The 13,515-nt window shown below is 61.8% G+C and carries 11 protein-coding genes; 8 read left to right on the top strand and 3 right to left on the bottom strand.

Going from position 1 to position 13,515, the window contains the following annotated elements; genetic code table 11:
* Positions 1-25: 25 nt before the first annotated feature.
* On the bottom strand, positions 26-1,081 hold the full coding sequence (gene bioB / locus QRN10_RS06480; RefSeq protein ID WP_181080203.1) for a biotin synthase BioB: 1,056 nt from the start codon (positions 1,079-1,081) through the stop codon (positions 26-28).
* Between the two features lie 91 nt (positions 1,082-1,172).
* On the opposite strand from bioB, the gene QRN10_RS06485 reads away from it, so the two are divergent.
* The 5 genes from QRN10_RS06485 (at position 1,173) to rarD (ending at position 6,864) form a co-directional block, all read left to right on the top strand.
* Positions 1,173-1,910: a ComFC family protein gene (locus tag QRN10_RS06485; RefSeq protein ID WP_181080202.1), complete on the top strand. Its 738-nt coding sequence runs from the start codon at positions 1,173-1,175 to the stop codon at positions 1,908-1,910.
* Between the two features lie 58 nt (positions 1,911-1,968).
* Positions 1,969-2,733, top strand: a complete 765-nt coding sequence (locus tag QRN10_RS06490; protein ID WP_285428037.1) for a TOBE domain-containing protein — start codon at positions 1,969-1,971, stop codon at positions 2,731-2,733.
* Between the two features lie 81 nt (positions 2,734-2,814).
* Positions 2,815-4,713, top strand: coding sequence for a PhoX family protein (locus QRN10_RS06495; protein WP_181080200.1), 1,899 nt, complete (start codon positions 2,815-2,817; stop codon positions 4,711-4,713).
* A 167-nt stretch (positions 4,714-4,880) separates the two neighbouring features.
* Positions 4,881-5,855, top strand: a complete 975-nt coding sequence (locus QRN10_RS06500; RefSeq protein ID WP_057702225.1) for a serine/threonine protein kinase — start codon at positions 4,881-4,883, stop codon at positions 5,853-5,855.
* Between the two features lie 124 nt (positions 5,856-5,979).
* The gene (gene rarD, locus QRN10_RS06505; RefSeq protein ID WP_285428038.1) at positions 5,980-6,864 is read left to right on the top strand and encodes an EamA family transporter RarD; all 885 of its coding nucleotides are present in this window, start codon (positions 5,980-5,982) and stop codon (positions 6,862-6,864) included.
* A 218-nt stretch (positions 6,865-7,082) separates the two neighbouring features.
* Here the strand turns inward: rarD and QRN10_RS06510 are convergent, their stop codons facing one another.
* Positions 7,083-7,595 carry a glycine cleavage system transcriptional repressor gene (locus tag QRN10_RS06510; RefSeq protein ID WP_253509632.1) on the bottom strand — a complete coding sequence of 171 codons (513 nt, stop codon included), beginning with the start codon at positions 7,593-7,595 and terminating at the stop codon, positions 7,083-7,085.
* 267 nt (positions 7,596-7,862) lie between these two features.
* On the opposite strand from QRN10_RS06510, the gene QRN10_RS06515 reads away from it, so the two are divergent.
* A complete protein-coding gene (locus QRN10_RS06515; protein ID WP_285428039.1) occupies positions 7,863-10,040 on the top strand; it encodes a malate synthase G in 2,178 nt (725 codons plus the stop codon).
* 139 nt (positions 10,041-10,179) lie between these two features.
* On the opposite strand, the gene QRN10_RS06520 is transcribed toward QRN10_RS06515, so the two are convergent.
* A complete protein-coding gene (locus tag QRN10_RS06520) occupies positions 10,180-10,626 on the bottom strand; it encodes a response regulator (protein WP_181080196.1) in 447 nt (148 codons plus the stop codon).
* A gap of 243 nt (positions 10,627-10,869) precedes the next feature.
* Here QRN10_RS06520 and QRN10_RS06525 point away from each other — a divergent pair, with 243 nt between their 5' ends.
* Entirely contained in the window at positions 10,870-12,792 is a 1,923-nt protein-coding gene (locus tag QRN10_RS06525) for a putative nucleotidyltransferase substrate binding domain-containing protein (RefSeq protein ID WP_285428040.1), read from the top strand.
* A complete protein-coding gene (locus QRN10_RS06530; RefSeq protein ID WP_285428041.1) occupies positions 12,789-13,496 on the top strand; it encodes a 3'-5' exonuclease in 708 nt (235 codons plus the stop codon). The genes QRN10_RS06525 and QRN10_RS06530 overlap by 4 nt, the downstream gene beginning before the upstream one ends.
* Positions 13,497-13,515: the final 19 nt, after the last annotated feature.

The raw sequence follows: 13,515 nt of genomic DNA on the forward strand, positions 1-13,515 counted from the left end.
CTCCCACATTGGGATCGCACTTCAATTAAACGACGGCGTTGTAGAACTGCTCGCTGCTTTTCTGCTCCACCAAGGCCTGTTCGATCGCCGCCTGGTGCACCTCATCGGCGTGCTCTTCGCGCGCCTCCGGCTGGATGCCCAGACGGGCGAACAGCTGCATGTCCTTGTCCGCCTGCGGGTTGGCGGTGGTCAGCAGTTTGTCGCCGTAGAAGATCGAGTTGGCGCCGGCAAAAAAGGCCAGTGCCTGCATCTGCTCGTTCATGGCTTCGCGACCGGCCGACAGGCGCACATGGGAGGTGGGCATCAGGATGCGCGCCACCGCCAGCATACGAATAAAGTCGAACGGGTCGATGTCATCGGCATTTTCCAGCGGCGTACCGGCCACCTTCACCAGCATGTTGATCGGCACCGACTCGGGATGCTCCGGCAGATTGGCCAGTTGGATCAGCAGGTTGGCGCGGTCGTCGAGGGACTCGCCCATGCCGAGGATGCCGCCGGAACAGATCTTCATTCCCGACTCACGCACATAGGCCAGGGTCTGCAGGCGCTCGCTATAGGTGCGGGTGGTGATGATCGAGCCGTAGAACTCCGGCGAGGTGTCGAGGTTGTGGTTGTAATAGTCGAGGCCAGCCTCGGCCAGGGCTGCGGTCTGGTCCTGATCGAGGCGACCGAGGGTCATGCAGGTCTCCAGGCCCATGGCCTTGACGCCTTTGACCATCTGCAGCACGTAGGGCATGTCTTTGGCCGACGGGTGTTTCCACGCGGCGCCCATGCAGAAACGGGTCGAACCGATGGCCTTGGCACGCGCGGCCTCTTCGAGCACCTTCTGCACTTCCATCAGCTTTTCTTTTTCCAGGCCGGTGTTGTAGTGACCCGACTGCGGACAATATTTGCAATCTTCCGGGCAAGCACCGGTTTTGATCGACAGCAGGGTCGACACCTGTACGCGGTTGGCGTCGAAATGCGCGCGGTGCACGGTCTGCGCCTGGAACAACAGGTCATTGAACGGTTGCACGAACAACGCTTTGACTTCGGCTAACGACCAATCGTGACGCAAGGTGGCGGTGGTGCTGGCGCTCATGGGCGATTCCTTGATTATGCTTCGGCAGGCGCTACGGGCAGGCAATACCCACAGGCACGACACGGATGCTCGGCATATTTAAGGAAGATTCATGCACTGTCAACCTGGACACAAACACCAAGTTTACAACTGGTTAAAAAACGAACAAATCTGTTTAATCTGCGATGAAACCACCGAATCGGCGCAGTGTGTGTGCAACGTCTGCGAAACCGAGCTGCCGTGGCTGCTGGACCAGTGCGACGTGTGCGCACTGCCCTTGCCGATGGACGGACTGACCTGTGGCCAATGCCAGAAAAAGCCGCCTGCGTTTAAACAGGTGATCGCGCCCTGGTCCTACAGCTTTCCGGTCGACAGCCTGATCAGCCGCTTCAAGCATCAGGCGCGCTGGCCGTTGGGGCAGATGCTTGCGCGACTGCTCGCGCAGCACGTGCAGCATCGCTTCGACAACACCGACCTGGCGCGTCCCGACTGCCTGCTGCCGGTGCCTCTGGCCCGCAAGCGCCTGCGCGAGCGCGGCTACAACCAGGCGCTGATGGTTGCGCGCTGGCTCAGCCAGGACCTGAACATTGCCTGCGATGCACAGTTGCTGCTGCGTCCCCACGAAACCGTCGCGCAACAGGCCCTCGACGCCCGGACACGCCGACGCAACCTGCTCAACGCCTTTGCCCTGGCGCCCGATGCGCAGGTGCAAGGCCGCCACTTTGCGCTGGTGGACGATGTGCTCACCACGGGCGCCACCGCCCACAGCCTGAGCCACCTGCTGATCAGTGCCGGCGCGCGCCAGGTCGATGTGTATTGCCTGGCCCGCACGCCCAGGCCCGGCGCCTGACTTGACGGCGGTCCGTCTTGCCCGCAACGTTCGGTCGAGCCCATTCAAGCGTATTGCCATGCCTCTGCCGACGCCCCTCAGCCAACACATCATCCGCCGCCCGCAGCGTATTGCGCTGCTGGCCCATATTGCCGAACAAGGCTCGATCACCCGCGCGGCCAAGAGCGCGGGCCTGAGTTACAAAGCCGCGTGGGACGCCATCGATGAGCTTAACAACCTCGCGCAACAGCCCTTGGTCGAGCGCAGTGTGGGCGGCAAAGGCGGCGGCGGTGCACGGCTGACCCACGAGGGCGAGCGGGTGTTGCGCCTGTATCAGCGCCTGCAACTACTGCAGGCCGAGGTGCTGGCGTCGGACGAAGCGGCCAGTGATTTCAACCTGCTCGGCCGCCTGATGCTGCGCACCAGCGCCCGCAACCAGTTGCATGGCCGGGTCCACGCCATCGAGTCTCAGGGCCGCAATGACCTGATCCATCTGCAGTTGGCCGGTGGCCTGACGCTCAAGGCGCAGATCACCCACGACAGCACGCAACGGCTGGAACTGGAACCGGGCGTGGAAACCGTGGCGCTGATCAAGGCCGGGTGGCTGGAGCTGCTGGGCCCAGGGCGAACCGCAACACCTGGAAACAATTGCCTGGACGGCGTAATCGAGACAATTCTCCACGCCGACGATGGCCCCGCCGAAGTGCGCATCATCTTGCCAAATGGCCTGGTCCTCTGCGCTTTGGCCCAGGCCAATGCGTTTGAAGCACTGGGCGCGGCAACCGGCCAGCCGATCCAGGTGCAATTCGCGCCGAGCCAGGTATTGCTGGGAACGCCCGTATAAGGGAGGCGTTTCTTCAAACTGCAACAATTTCGTCACGGCCGCTGCTTAAGGTGTTGGCAAAAAGCACTCAAGGAGCCTGAGATGAGCCTGTTAGAAGAGAACCAAGCCACCGACCTCGAACAGATGGTCGGCCTGACCCGTCGCCGCTTTATCGGTGCCGGCGCCCTGTGCGGTGCCGCGATGTTCCTGGGCGGCAACCTGCTCAGCCGCAGCGCCCTGGCGGTCAATGCCGCTAACGCCAGCCCGTTGCTGGGTTTCGACAGCATCGCCGCCGCCACCAGCGACACCATCAGCCTGCCGCCAGGCTACAGCGCCTCGGTGCTGATCAGCTGGGGCCAGCCGCTGCACAAGAATGCGCCGGCCTTCGACCCGTCCGGCAACGGCACAGCGGTGGCACAGGAGCAGCAGTTCGGCGACCACAACGACGGCATGAGCCTGTTCCCCTTCCCCGGCGACAACAACCGCGCGCTGATGGCGATCAATAACGAATACACCAACTACCGTTATCTCTATGCCCACGGCGGTACGCCGCAATCGGCCGAAGAGGTGCGCAAGGCCCAGGCCAGCGAAGGCGTATCGGTCATCGAAATTCGGCGTAAGGGGGACACCTGGCACTTCGTTCAGGACTCACGCTACAACCGTCGCATTCACGGCAACACGCCGATCCGCCTCAGTGGCCCCGCCGCCGGCCATGAGTGGTTGAAGACCAGCGCCGACAAGTCCGGCAAGAAAGCCCTCGGCACCTTCCAGAACTGCGCCAACGGCATGACCCCCTGGGGCACCTACCTGACCTGCGAAGAAAACTTCACCGACTGCTTCGGCAGCAGCAACCCGCAGCAAGCCTTCGACGCCGGGCAGAAACGCTACGGCGTGGTGGCGGCCAGCAAAGAGATCAACTGGCACCTGCACGACCCGCGTTTCGACATGGCCAAGAACCCCAACGAACTCAACCGCCATGGCTGGGTAGTGGAAATCGACCCGTTCGATCCGCAGTCCACCCCGGCCAAACGCACGGCCCTGGGCCGCTTCAAACACGAGAACGCGGCACTGGCGCAAACCCGTGATGGCCGCGCCGTGGTGTACATGGGCGATGACGAGCGCGGTGAGTTCATTTACAAGTTCGTCAGCCGCGACAAGATCAACCACAAGAACCCCAAAGCCAACAAAGACCTGCTCGACCACGGCACCTTGTACGTGGCGATCTTCGATGCCGGCGACGGCAACGCCGACCATCCGCGTGGCAAGGGTCAGTGGGTGGAGTTGACCCATGGCAAAAACGGCATCGACGCCGGCAGCGGTTTCGCCAGCCAGGCCGAAGTGCTCATTCACGCGCGCCTGGCCGCCAGCGTGGTCAAGGCCACGCGCATGGACCGCCCGGAATGGATCGTGGTCAGCCCCACCGACGGCCAGGTCTATTGCACCCTGACCAACAACGCCAAGCGCGGCGAGGACGGCCAGCCAGTGGGCGGGCCCAACCCACGCGAGAAGAACGTCTACGGCCAGATCCTGCGCTGGAAGGCCAACGCCGACGACCATGGTGCCGACGATTTCAGCTGGGACCTGTTCGTGGTGGCCGGCAACCCGCAGGTGCACGCCGGCGCGCCCAAGGGCGGCTCGTCGAACATCAACCCGCAGAACATGTTCAACAGCCCCGACGGCCTGGGCTTCGATAAGGCCGGGCGTCTGTGGATTCTCACCGACGGCGACTACAGCAACAGCGGCGACTTCGCCGGCATGGGCAACAATCAAATGCTCTGCGCCGACCCGAGCACCGGCGAAATCCGCCGTTTCATGGTCGGACCGGTGGCGTGCGAGGTGACCGGCATCAGCTTCGCGCCGGATCAGAAGACGCTGTTTGTGGGCATCCAGCACCCGGGCGAAACCGGCGGTTCGACCTGGCCGGAGCACTTGCCCAACGGCAAACCGCGCTCGTCGGTGCTGGCCATTCGGCGGGATGACGGCGGGATCGTCGGCGCCTGACACGGCCTTATCGGGGGCAAGCCCCCTCCCACATTTTGACTGGTGATGACCTTCAAAGGTGGGGGGAGTTTGCCCCCGATGACAATGGCACAGTCGCCCCCTATCTCAAGCCGTGTGCGTTACCATACCCGGCCGGACGCGGCGCCCTGCTGCGCGCAGGAGTTCGCATGGCCCACCCGTTTGAAACACTCACCCCCGACCTGGTACTCGACGCCGTCGAAAGCATCGGTTTTTTAAGCGATGCCCGCGTATTGGCGCTCAACAGCTACGAAAACCGCGTGTACCAAGTGGGCATCGAAGACGCCGAGCCGCTGATCGCCAAGTTCTACCGGCCGCAGCGCTGGACCAACGAAGCGATTCTGGAAGAACACCGTTTCACCTTTGAGCTGGCCGAGTGCGATGTACCGGTGGTGGCGCCGCTTATCCACAACGGCGAAAGCCTGTTCGAGCATGCGGGATTCCGCTTTACCCTGTTCCCCCGGCGCGGCGGCCGTGCGCCGGAACCGGGCAATCTGGACCAACTCTATCGCCTGGGGCAACTGCTGGGGCGCTTGCACGCCGTGGGCTCCACGCGGCCGTTCGAACACCGCGAAGCATTGGGAGTGAAGAACTTCGGGCACGATTCGCTGACCACGCTGCTGGAGGGCAATTTCATTCCCAAAAGCCTGCTGCCGGCCTACGAATCGGTGGCGCGCGACCTGCTCAAACGCGTGGAGGAGGTGTACAAGGCCACCCCGCACAAGAACATCCGCATGCACGGCGATTGCCACCCCGGCAACATGATGTGCCGCGACGAGATGTTCCATATCGTTGACCTGGACGACTGCCGCATGGGCCCGGCGGTGCAGGACCTGTGGATGATGCTCGCCGGTGATCGCCAGGAATGCCTGGGCCAGCTGTCGGAATTAATGGACGGCTACCAGGAGTTTCACGATTTTGACCCGCGAGAACTGGCGCTGATCGAACCGCTGCGCGCCTTGCGTTTGATGCACTACAGCGCCTGGCTGGCGCGGCGTTGGGATGATCCGGCGTTCCCCCACAGCTTCCCGTGGTTCGGCACGGAGCGGTATTGGGGCGATCAGGTCCTGGCGTTGCGTGAGCAACTCTCAGCCCTCAACGAAGAGCCGCTGAAACTCTTCTGATTGCTTCTAAGGTGGGAGGGCCTTGCCCCTCCCATACAAAGCACAACTCATTACCAAGCAGTCCCATTGGTTGAGAAATATCCTTACAATCGCGCTTTGTTAGCTGCCTAAGCAAGGATTCCGCATGCAAGCCGCCAACCCCCGCAAGGGGTACATCCTGGGCCTGAGCGCCTACGTCATCTGGGGCCTGTTCCCGCTCTACTTCAAAGCCATCGCCAGCGTACCCGCCGCCGAGATCATCGTGCATCGGGTGCTGTGGTCGGCGCTGTTCGGGGGCTTGCTGCTGATGGTGTGGAAACATCCCGGCTGGTTTCGCGAGCTGCGCGACAACCCCAAGCGACTGGCGATTTTGGCACTGAGCGGTTCGCTGATTGCGGCCAACTGGCTGACCTATGTGTGGTCGGTCAACAGCGGGCGCATGCTCGAAGCGAGCCTGGGTTACTACATCAACCCGCTGGTGAACGTGCTGCTGGGCATGCTGCTGTTGGGCGAGCGTCTGCGCCGCTTGCAATGGGTGGCGGTGATATTGGCCGCCGTGGGCGTGGCGCAACAGGTGTGGCAGGTCGGTAGCTTGCCATGGGTGTCGCTGGCGCTGGCGTTGACCTTCGGTTTCTACGGATTGATCCGCAAGCAGGCACCGGTCAAGGCGTTGCCGGGGCTGGTGGTGGAAACCTGGATGCTGGTGCCGATTGCGGTGGCGTGGCTGCTGTTCAACCCCAGCGCACACAGTGCGCAACTGGCATTCTGGAGCACCTCCGAAGCCTGGTGGCTGGTGGCCGCGGGCCCGGTGACACTGATCCCGCTGGTGTGTTTCAACGCCGCCGCGCGGCATTTGCCTTACACCGCATTGGGCTTTTTGCAGTACGTGGCGCCCACGTTGGTGTTGCTGGAAGCGGTGCTGCTGTTCGGCGAACATTTGGCGCCGAGCACGCTGCTGGCCTTCGCGTTCATCTGGGCCGGGCTGCTGGTGTACAGCGTGGACGCCTGGCTGAGCGTACGTAAACGCTGATCAAATAACGTACAAAACTCTGCAAGCCACGGTCTGTGTGGCTTGCAGACATTCACCCCAAGGTTATCCACAAGCTGGTCCCCGCCATTTGTGCACAAGCCATTGAAACTGCTCGTTTTTTGCTCAGTTTACGAAGAGCCTCGGCCCACGTGGCCTGCCGAGCAGTCTCTACAGGTTATCCACAGGCCCATGCAAGATTTCCATGCATAACCCTGTGATTACTCTTCGTGGTGCAGTTCCACCATCAGATCATCGGCCAGTGTTTCCAGCGAGGCTTGCAACGCATCCAGGGGCAACGTCGACGGCACCTGCAACAGCGCCTCGGCCTTGAACAGCAGGTCCCCACTCATCGGCGCCGGGCTTACGCCCGTACTCAGGCTCTCGAGGTTGACGCCCTGCCGGCTCAACAGCGCCGTGATCTCTCGCACGATGCCCGCGCGATCATTGCCCACCAACGTCATCACGATGGGCTTGGAAGCCGGTGCCTGCCCGGTGCTGCCCTCGCCCACCAGCACGCGAATGCCGTGGGTGGATAAGTCCTCCAACGCCCCCACCAGGGCCTGACGATTCTCCGTCGGCACACTCACCCGCAGGATGCCGGCAAACTGCCCCGCCATGTGGGCCATGCGGCTGTCCAGCCAGTTGCCGCTGTGGGCAGCGATGTTCTGCGCGATGCGTTCCACCAGGCCGGGTTTGTCGGCGGCAATAATAGTGAGTACAAGATGGTCCATAGCGAAGCCCTCTGGAAGTCAATCTACAAGGTGGACCCGAGGGCCCTCGAAAACAAATCGTGTACCATTTTTATATTTATCTGGAACAATCCAATAGGTTTTTGAGAACATACCGTTCTCCGCTGTGACCGTACGACCAAAGTGGGTCGCTAAACGACGTATTTAGTCTAATTTTCACAACCGCAAGTCATCATGTAGTATGCCCAACCGTGCACTACATAATGAAAATCTGAAACAGCGCATAAGCTCCGCAGAGTGAGGCAAGCAATGACTGAACACGTTCAAGTCGGTGGCCTGCAGGTCGCCAAAGTCCTGTTCGACTTCGTGAACCACGAAGCCATTCCCGGTACCGGCATCACTGCCGACCAGTTCTGGGCCGGTGCCGACAAGGTCATCCACGACCTGGCGCCGAAGAACAAAGCCCTACTCGCCAAACGCGATGATTTCCAAGCGCGGATCGATACCTGGCACCAGACCCATGCCGGCCAGGCCCACGACCCGGTGGCCTACAAAGCCTTCCTGCAAGACATTGGATACCTGCTGCCAGAAGCCGCGGATTTCCAGGCCTCGACCCAAAACGTCGATGACGAAATCGCGCGCATGGCCGGCCCGCAGTTGGTGGTGCCGGTAATGAATGCGCGCTTCGCCCTCAACGCATCCAACGCCCGCTGGGGTTCGCTGTACGACGCGCTCTACGGCACCGACGCCATCAGCGAAGCCGATGGCGCCGAGAAGGGCAAAGGCTACAACAAGGTGCGCGGCGACAAGGTCATCGCCTTCGCCCGCGCCTTCCTCGACGAAGCCGCACCGCTCAGCGCCGGCAGCCATGCCGATTCCACCGGCTACAAGATTGCCGACGGCAAACTGATCGTCAGCCTCAAAGGCGGCAGCAACAGCGGCCTGCGCGACGACAGTCAATTGATCGGCTTCCAGGGCGACAGCGCCCAACCGATCGCGATCCTGCTCAAGCACAACGGCCTGCACTTCGAAATCCAGATCGACGCCAGCAGCCCGGTCGGCCAGACCGATGCCGCCGGCGTCAAAGACGTGCTGATGGAAGCCGCGCTGACCACCATCATGGACTGCGAGGATTCCGTCGCCGCCGTGGATGCCGACGACAAAGTGGTGATCTACCGCAACTGGCTCGGCCTGATGAAGGGCGACCTGGCCGAAGACGTGGCCAAGGGTGGCAAGACCTTCACCCGCACCATGAACCCCGACCGTGTCTACACCGGCGTGGATGGCCAGGACGTGACGCTGCATGGCCGCTCGCTGCTGTTCGTGCGCAACGTTGGCCACCTGATGACCATCGACGCGATCCTGGATAAAGACGGCAACGAAGTGCCGGAAGGTATTCTCGACGGTTTGATCACCAGCCTGGCGGCGATCCATAGCCTCAACGGCAATACCAGTCGCAAGAACAGCCGTACAGGTTCGGTGTACATCGTGAAACCGAAGATGCACGGCCCGGAAGAAGTCGCGTTCACCAACGAGCTGTTCGGCCGCATCGAAGACGTGCTGAACCTGCCGCGCAATACCCTCAAAGTCGGGATCATGGACGAGGAGCGCCGCACCACGGTCAACCTCAAAGCCTGCATCAAGGCCGCCAGCGAGCGTGTGGTGTTTATCAACACCGGCTTCCTCGACCGCACCGGCGATGAAATCCACACCTCCATGGAAGCCGGCGCGATGGTGCGCAAGGCAGCGATGAAGTCGGAAAAGTGGATCGCGGCGTATGAAAACTGGAACGTCGATATCGGCTTGAGCACCGGCCTGCAAGGGCGTGCACAGATCGGTAAAGGCATGTGGGCAATGCCCGACCTGATGGCGGCGATGCTCGAACAGAAAATCGCCCACCCCCTGGCCGGCGCCAACACCGCCTGGGTGCCTTCGCCCACGGCGGCCGCATTGCACGCGCTGCACTACCACAAGGTCGACGTGTTCGCGCGCCAGGCCGAGCTGGCCAAGCGCGAGCGCGCCTCGGTGGACGATATCCTGACCATCCCGCTGGCGCAGAACACCGCTTGGACCGAGGAAGAAATCCGCAACGAGCTGGACAACAACGCCCAGGGCATCCTCGGTTATGTGGTGCGCTGGATCGACCAGGGCGTCGGCTGCTCGAAAGTGCCGGACATCAACGACGTCGGCCTGATGGAAGACCGTGCCACCCTGCGTATTTCCAGCCAGCACATCGCCAACTGGCTGCGCCATGGCATCGTCAATCACGCGCAAGTGATGGAAAGCCTCAAGCGCATGGCGCCGGTGGTGGACCGCCAGAACGCCGGGGACGCGCTGTATCGCCCTTTGGCACCGGATTTCGACAGCAACATCGCGTTCCAGGCGGCGGTGGAACTGGTGATTGAAGGGACCAAGCAGCCTAATGGGTATACCGAGCCGGTGTTGCACCGTCGGCGTCGGGAATTCAAGGCTAAAAACGGCCTGTAAATGAAAAAGCCCTGATCGAAAGATCAGGGCTTTTTCTTTGAGGGTGAACGAGCAAGCGGTGAACGCATTCCTACAGGAAGTACGCGGTCAACAGTGTGAGAAGCCTGCCGCCGTTGAGCCCCGTACACTCAATGCAAAATCAGGAAGCCATCCCCAGCTCCCGCTTCACCAACTTCGCCAGCTTCACGCTATCAATCGGCTTGAGCAGAAAATCCACCACACTCAAATGCATGGCATCAATGACATCGGGCGCTTCGGCATCCCCCGACATGATGATGATCGGCAGCGCCGCGCGGGTGGATTCGCGCACCTGTTTGATCAGCTCCAACCCGTTGCTGGGTTGCATGCGCAGGTCGGTAATCAACAAGCCGATGGAGCTGCTGGATTTCAACAAGTCCCACGCCCGCTCACCACTGTCGGCGGTCATGCAGCGAATGCCGTCCAGGCCCAGGATCTCCGCCAGCAGTTCGCGCGCGTCCTTGTCGTCGTCGACAATCAACACGCGTTGTGGCGGTAGATCGGGTTCCAGCATCACGGCGTTGAGCGCCTCGCGCTCGGCATCACTCAAAATATCGTGGTCGGACATACGGTTCTCAGCGGTTCTAATCAATCTCCCAGCACTCGTCAGACATCTGCGGAAGGTCGAACAATGTGCACTTCGTCGGAAAGTTTGCCTAGTGGGCGTTCTACGGAGTTTGGACGATAACCATGTAAGGTTTTTCCCTAGTCCCGCTGCGTTTTCATAGACCTAGACTTACGTCCAATGGGCACCCATGGCGCAGGAGCCGACCATGCACCTCGATAACGACAAAAAAACGCGGTCACTGTAATGAGTAAAGCTGATGCCTTCGCCCAGGCGGGGAAAACTGCGGTGTTGCAAAATATCCAGGGCACGCTGCAGTTCCTGCAACGCTTCCCGCCGTTCAACCAGATGGAAAACGCGCACCTGGCGTACCTGGTGGAACAATGCCAATTACGCTTTTATGCTCCCGGTGACAGCATCCTCAAACCCTCCGGCGGGCCGGTCGAACATTTCTACATTGTCAAACAAGGCCGCGTGATCGGCGAACGGCCGGACACCACCGAGACCACCTTTGAAATCACCACCGGTGAATGCTTCCCCCTGGCCGCGCTGTTGGGCGAACGCGCCACGCGCACCGAGCACAAGGCCGCCGAAGACACCTTTTGCCTGCAACTGAACAAGCCAGCCTTTATCAAGTTGTTCGCCCTCTCCAGCCCATTTCGCGACTTTGCCCTGCGCGGCGTCAGCAGCCTGCTGGATCAGGTTAACCAGCAAGTGCAGCAAAAAGCGGTGGAAACCCTCGGCACCCAATACTCGCTCAATACGCGCCTGGGCGATTTGGCCATGCGCCATCCGGTCACCTGCAGCCCGCACACGCCACTGCGCGAAGCAGTGACACTGATGCACGAGCAGCAAGTGGGCAGCATTGTCATCGTCGACGATAACAAGGCGCCGCTGGGGATTTTTACCCTGCGCGACCTACGCCATGTGGTGGCCGACGGCGTCAGCGATTTCAGCCAGGCCATCGACGCGCACATGACCCAGTCACCGTTCTTCCTGACGCCGGACCACAGCGCCTTCGACGCCGCCATCGCCATGACCGAACGGCATATTGCCCATGTGTGCCTGGTCAAGGACCAGCGCCTGTGCGGCGTGGTGTCCGAGCGCGATCTGTTTTCCCTGCAACGCGTGGATCTCGTGCACCTGGCGCGCACCATCCGCAACGCCCCGCGTATCGACAACCTGGTGGCGATTCGCGGCGAGATCGGCCAATTGGTCGAGCGCATGCTGGCCCACGGCGCGTCATCCACCCAGATCACCCACATCATTACCCTGCTCAACGATCACACCGTTTGCCGGGTGATCGAGCTGACCCTCGCTGAAAAGGGCGACCCGGGCGTGCCTTTCAGCTGGCTGTGCTTCGGCAGCGAAGGCCGTCGCGAGCAGACGCTGTACACCGACCAGGACAACGGCATTCTGTTCGAGGCCAGGGACGCCGCCGACGCGGTTGCGATCCGTGCTCGCCTGCTGCCGCTGGCCCAGCAGATCAACCAGAGCCTGGCGCTATGCGGTTTCAGCCTGTGCAAGGGCAATATCATGGCCGGCAACCCGGAGTTGTGCCTGTCGCGGGCCGAATGGGCACGGCGCTTTGCGGCGTTCATTCGCGAGGCGACGCCGGAAAACCTGCTGGGTTCGAATATCTATTTTGACTTGCGCGTGGTGTGGGGCGACGAGCAAGGCTGCGAGCTGTTGCGCCAGGGCGTTCTCGATCAGGTCGCGGATAACCGCCTGTTCCAACGCATGCTGGCCGAGAACGCGCTGCGCCAGCGCCCTCCGGTCGGGCGTTTCCGTGACTTTGTGCTGAGCCGCAAAGCCGGCGAAAAAGCCACCCTGGATCTCAAGGTGCAGGGCCTCACCCCGTTCGTGGATGGCGCGCGTCTGCTGGCCCTGGCCAATGGCATTCACGCCAACAACACGCTGGAGCGGCTGCGCCAATTGGTGGTCAGGGAGGTCATCGAAGCGCTGGACGGCGCCGCGTACGAAGAGGCCTACCACTTTATTCAGCAAACCCGCATGCAGCAGCATCAACGGCAAAGTCGCGAAAACCAGCCCTATTCGAACCGCGTCGACCCCGACAGTCTCAACCACCTGGACCGGCGCATCCTGCGCGAATCCCTGCGCCAGGCCCAGCGCCTGCAAAGCAGCCTGACCTTGCGGTATCAGCTGTGAGCCTGTTCGGCTGGCTGCGCACGGCCAAACCCCAGCTTGATGCGACGCAGCAACGACGCTTGGCGCAACTGCGCAGACCCGCGCCGCTGAGTGAAGACGCCTTGCGCAGCCAACGCTGGGTGGTGCTGGACCTGGAAACCAGCGGCCTGAACCTCAACCGTGACCAGGTGCTGTCCATTGGCGCAGTGGTGATCGAGGATGGCGCGGTGGATTTTTCCCAGTTGTTCGAACGCACCCTGCACCGCGCCCACACCCGACTCAGCCCCAGTGTGCTGATCCACGGCCTGGGGCCCAGTGCCATTGCCGCCGGCAGCGACCCGGTGGAGGCCCTGCTGGACTTCATGGAGTTCCTCGGTGACAGCCCGTTGCTGGCGTTCCATGCGCCTTTCGATCAACACATGCTGGGCCGCGCGCTCAAGGACAGCCTGGGGTATCGCCTGGTTCACCCGTTTCTGGATGTGGCCGACATCGCCCCGCTGCTATGCCCCGAAGCACCTATTCGCGAGGCTGGGCTGGACGATTGGGTCAAGTATTTCCACCTGGAGGTCGGCGAACGCCACCACGCCAGCGCTGACGCCCTGGCCACGGCGGAATTGATGCTGATCCTGTTCAGCCGTGCGCGTCGGCAGTTCATCGACACGCCGCACGCATTGCACGGGCGCGTAAGCCAATGGAAACGGCGCCAACAGGCGCCATCGTTTTAATCTCATCTCCCGACAGACG

Origin of the sequence: Pseudomonas sp. lyk4-R2A-8 (assembly GCF_030209095.1) — a bacterium.
GTDB classification, from domain to species: Bacteria; Pseudomonadota; Gammaproteobacteria; order Pseudomonadales; family Pseudomonadaceae; genus Aquipseudomonas; species Aquipseudomonas quebecensis.

What these genes read in the sequence shown, in the direction of transcription:
- QRN10_RS06520 (WP_181080196.1), bottom strand. Translation starts at nt 10,626, where the DNA reads ATGTCCGACCACGATATTTTGAGTGATGCCGAGCGCGAGGCGCTCAAC.
- rarD (WP_285428038.1), top strand. Translation starts at nt 5,980, where the DNA reads ATGCAAGCCGCCAACCCCCGCAAGGGGTACATCCTGGGCCTGAGCGCC.
- bioB (WP_181080203.1), bottom strand. Translation starts at nt 1,081, where the DNA reads ATGAGCGCCAGCACCACCGCCACCTTGCGTCACGATTGGTCGTTAGCC.
- QRN10_RS06515 (WP_285428039.1), top strand. Translation starts at nt 7,863, where the DNA reads ATGACTGAACACGTTCAAGTCGGTGGCCTGCAGGTCGCCAAAGTCCTG.
- QRN10_RS06490 (WP_285428037.1), top strand. Translation starts at nt 1,969, where the DNA reads ATGCCTCTGCCGACGCCCCTCAGCCAACACATCATCCGCCGCCCGCAG.
- QRN10_RS06495 (WP_181080200.1), top strand. Translation starts at nt 2,815, where the DNA reads ATGAGCCTGTTAGAAGAGAACCAAGCCACCGACCTCGAACAGATGGTC.
- QRN10_RS06485 (WP_181080202.1), top strand. Translation starts at nt 1,173, where the DNA reads ATGCACTGTCAACCTGGACACAAACACCAAGTTTACAACTGGTTAAAA.
- QRN10_RS06510 (WP_253509632.1), bottom strand. Translation starts at nt 7,595, where the DNA reads ATGGACCATCTTGTACTCACTATTATTGCCGCCGACAAACCCGGCCTG.
- QRN10_RS06500 (WP_057702225.1), top strand. Translation starts at nt 4,881, where the DNA reads ATGGCCCACCCGTTTGAAACACTCACCCCCGACCTGGTACTCGACGCC.
- QRN10_RS06525 (WP_285428040.1), top strand. Translation starts at nt 10,870, where the DNA reads ATGAGTAAAGCTGATGCCTTCGCCCAGGCGGGGAAAACTGCGGTGTTG.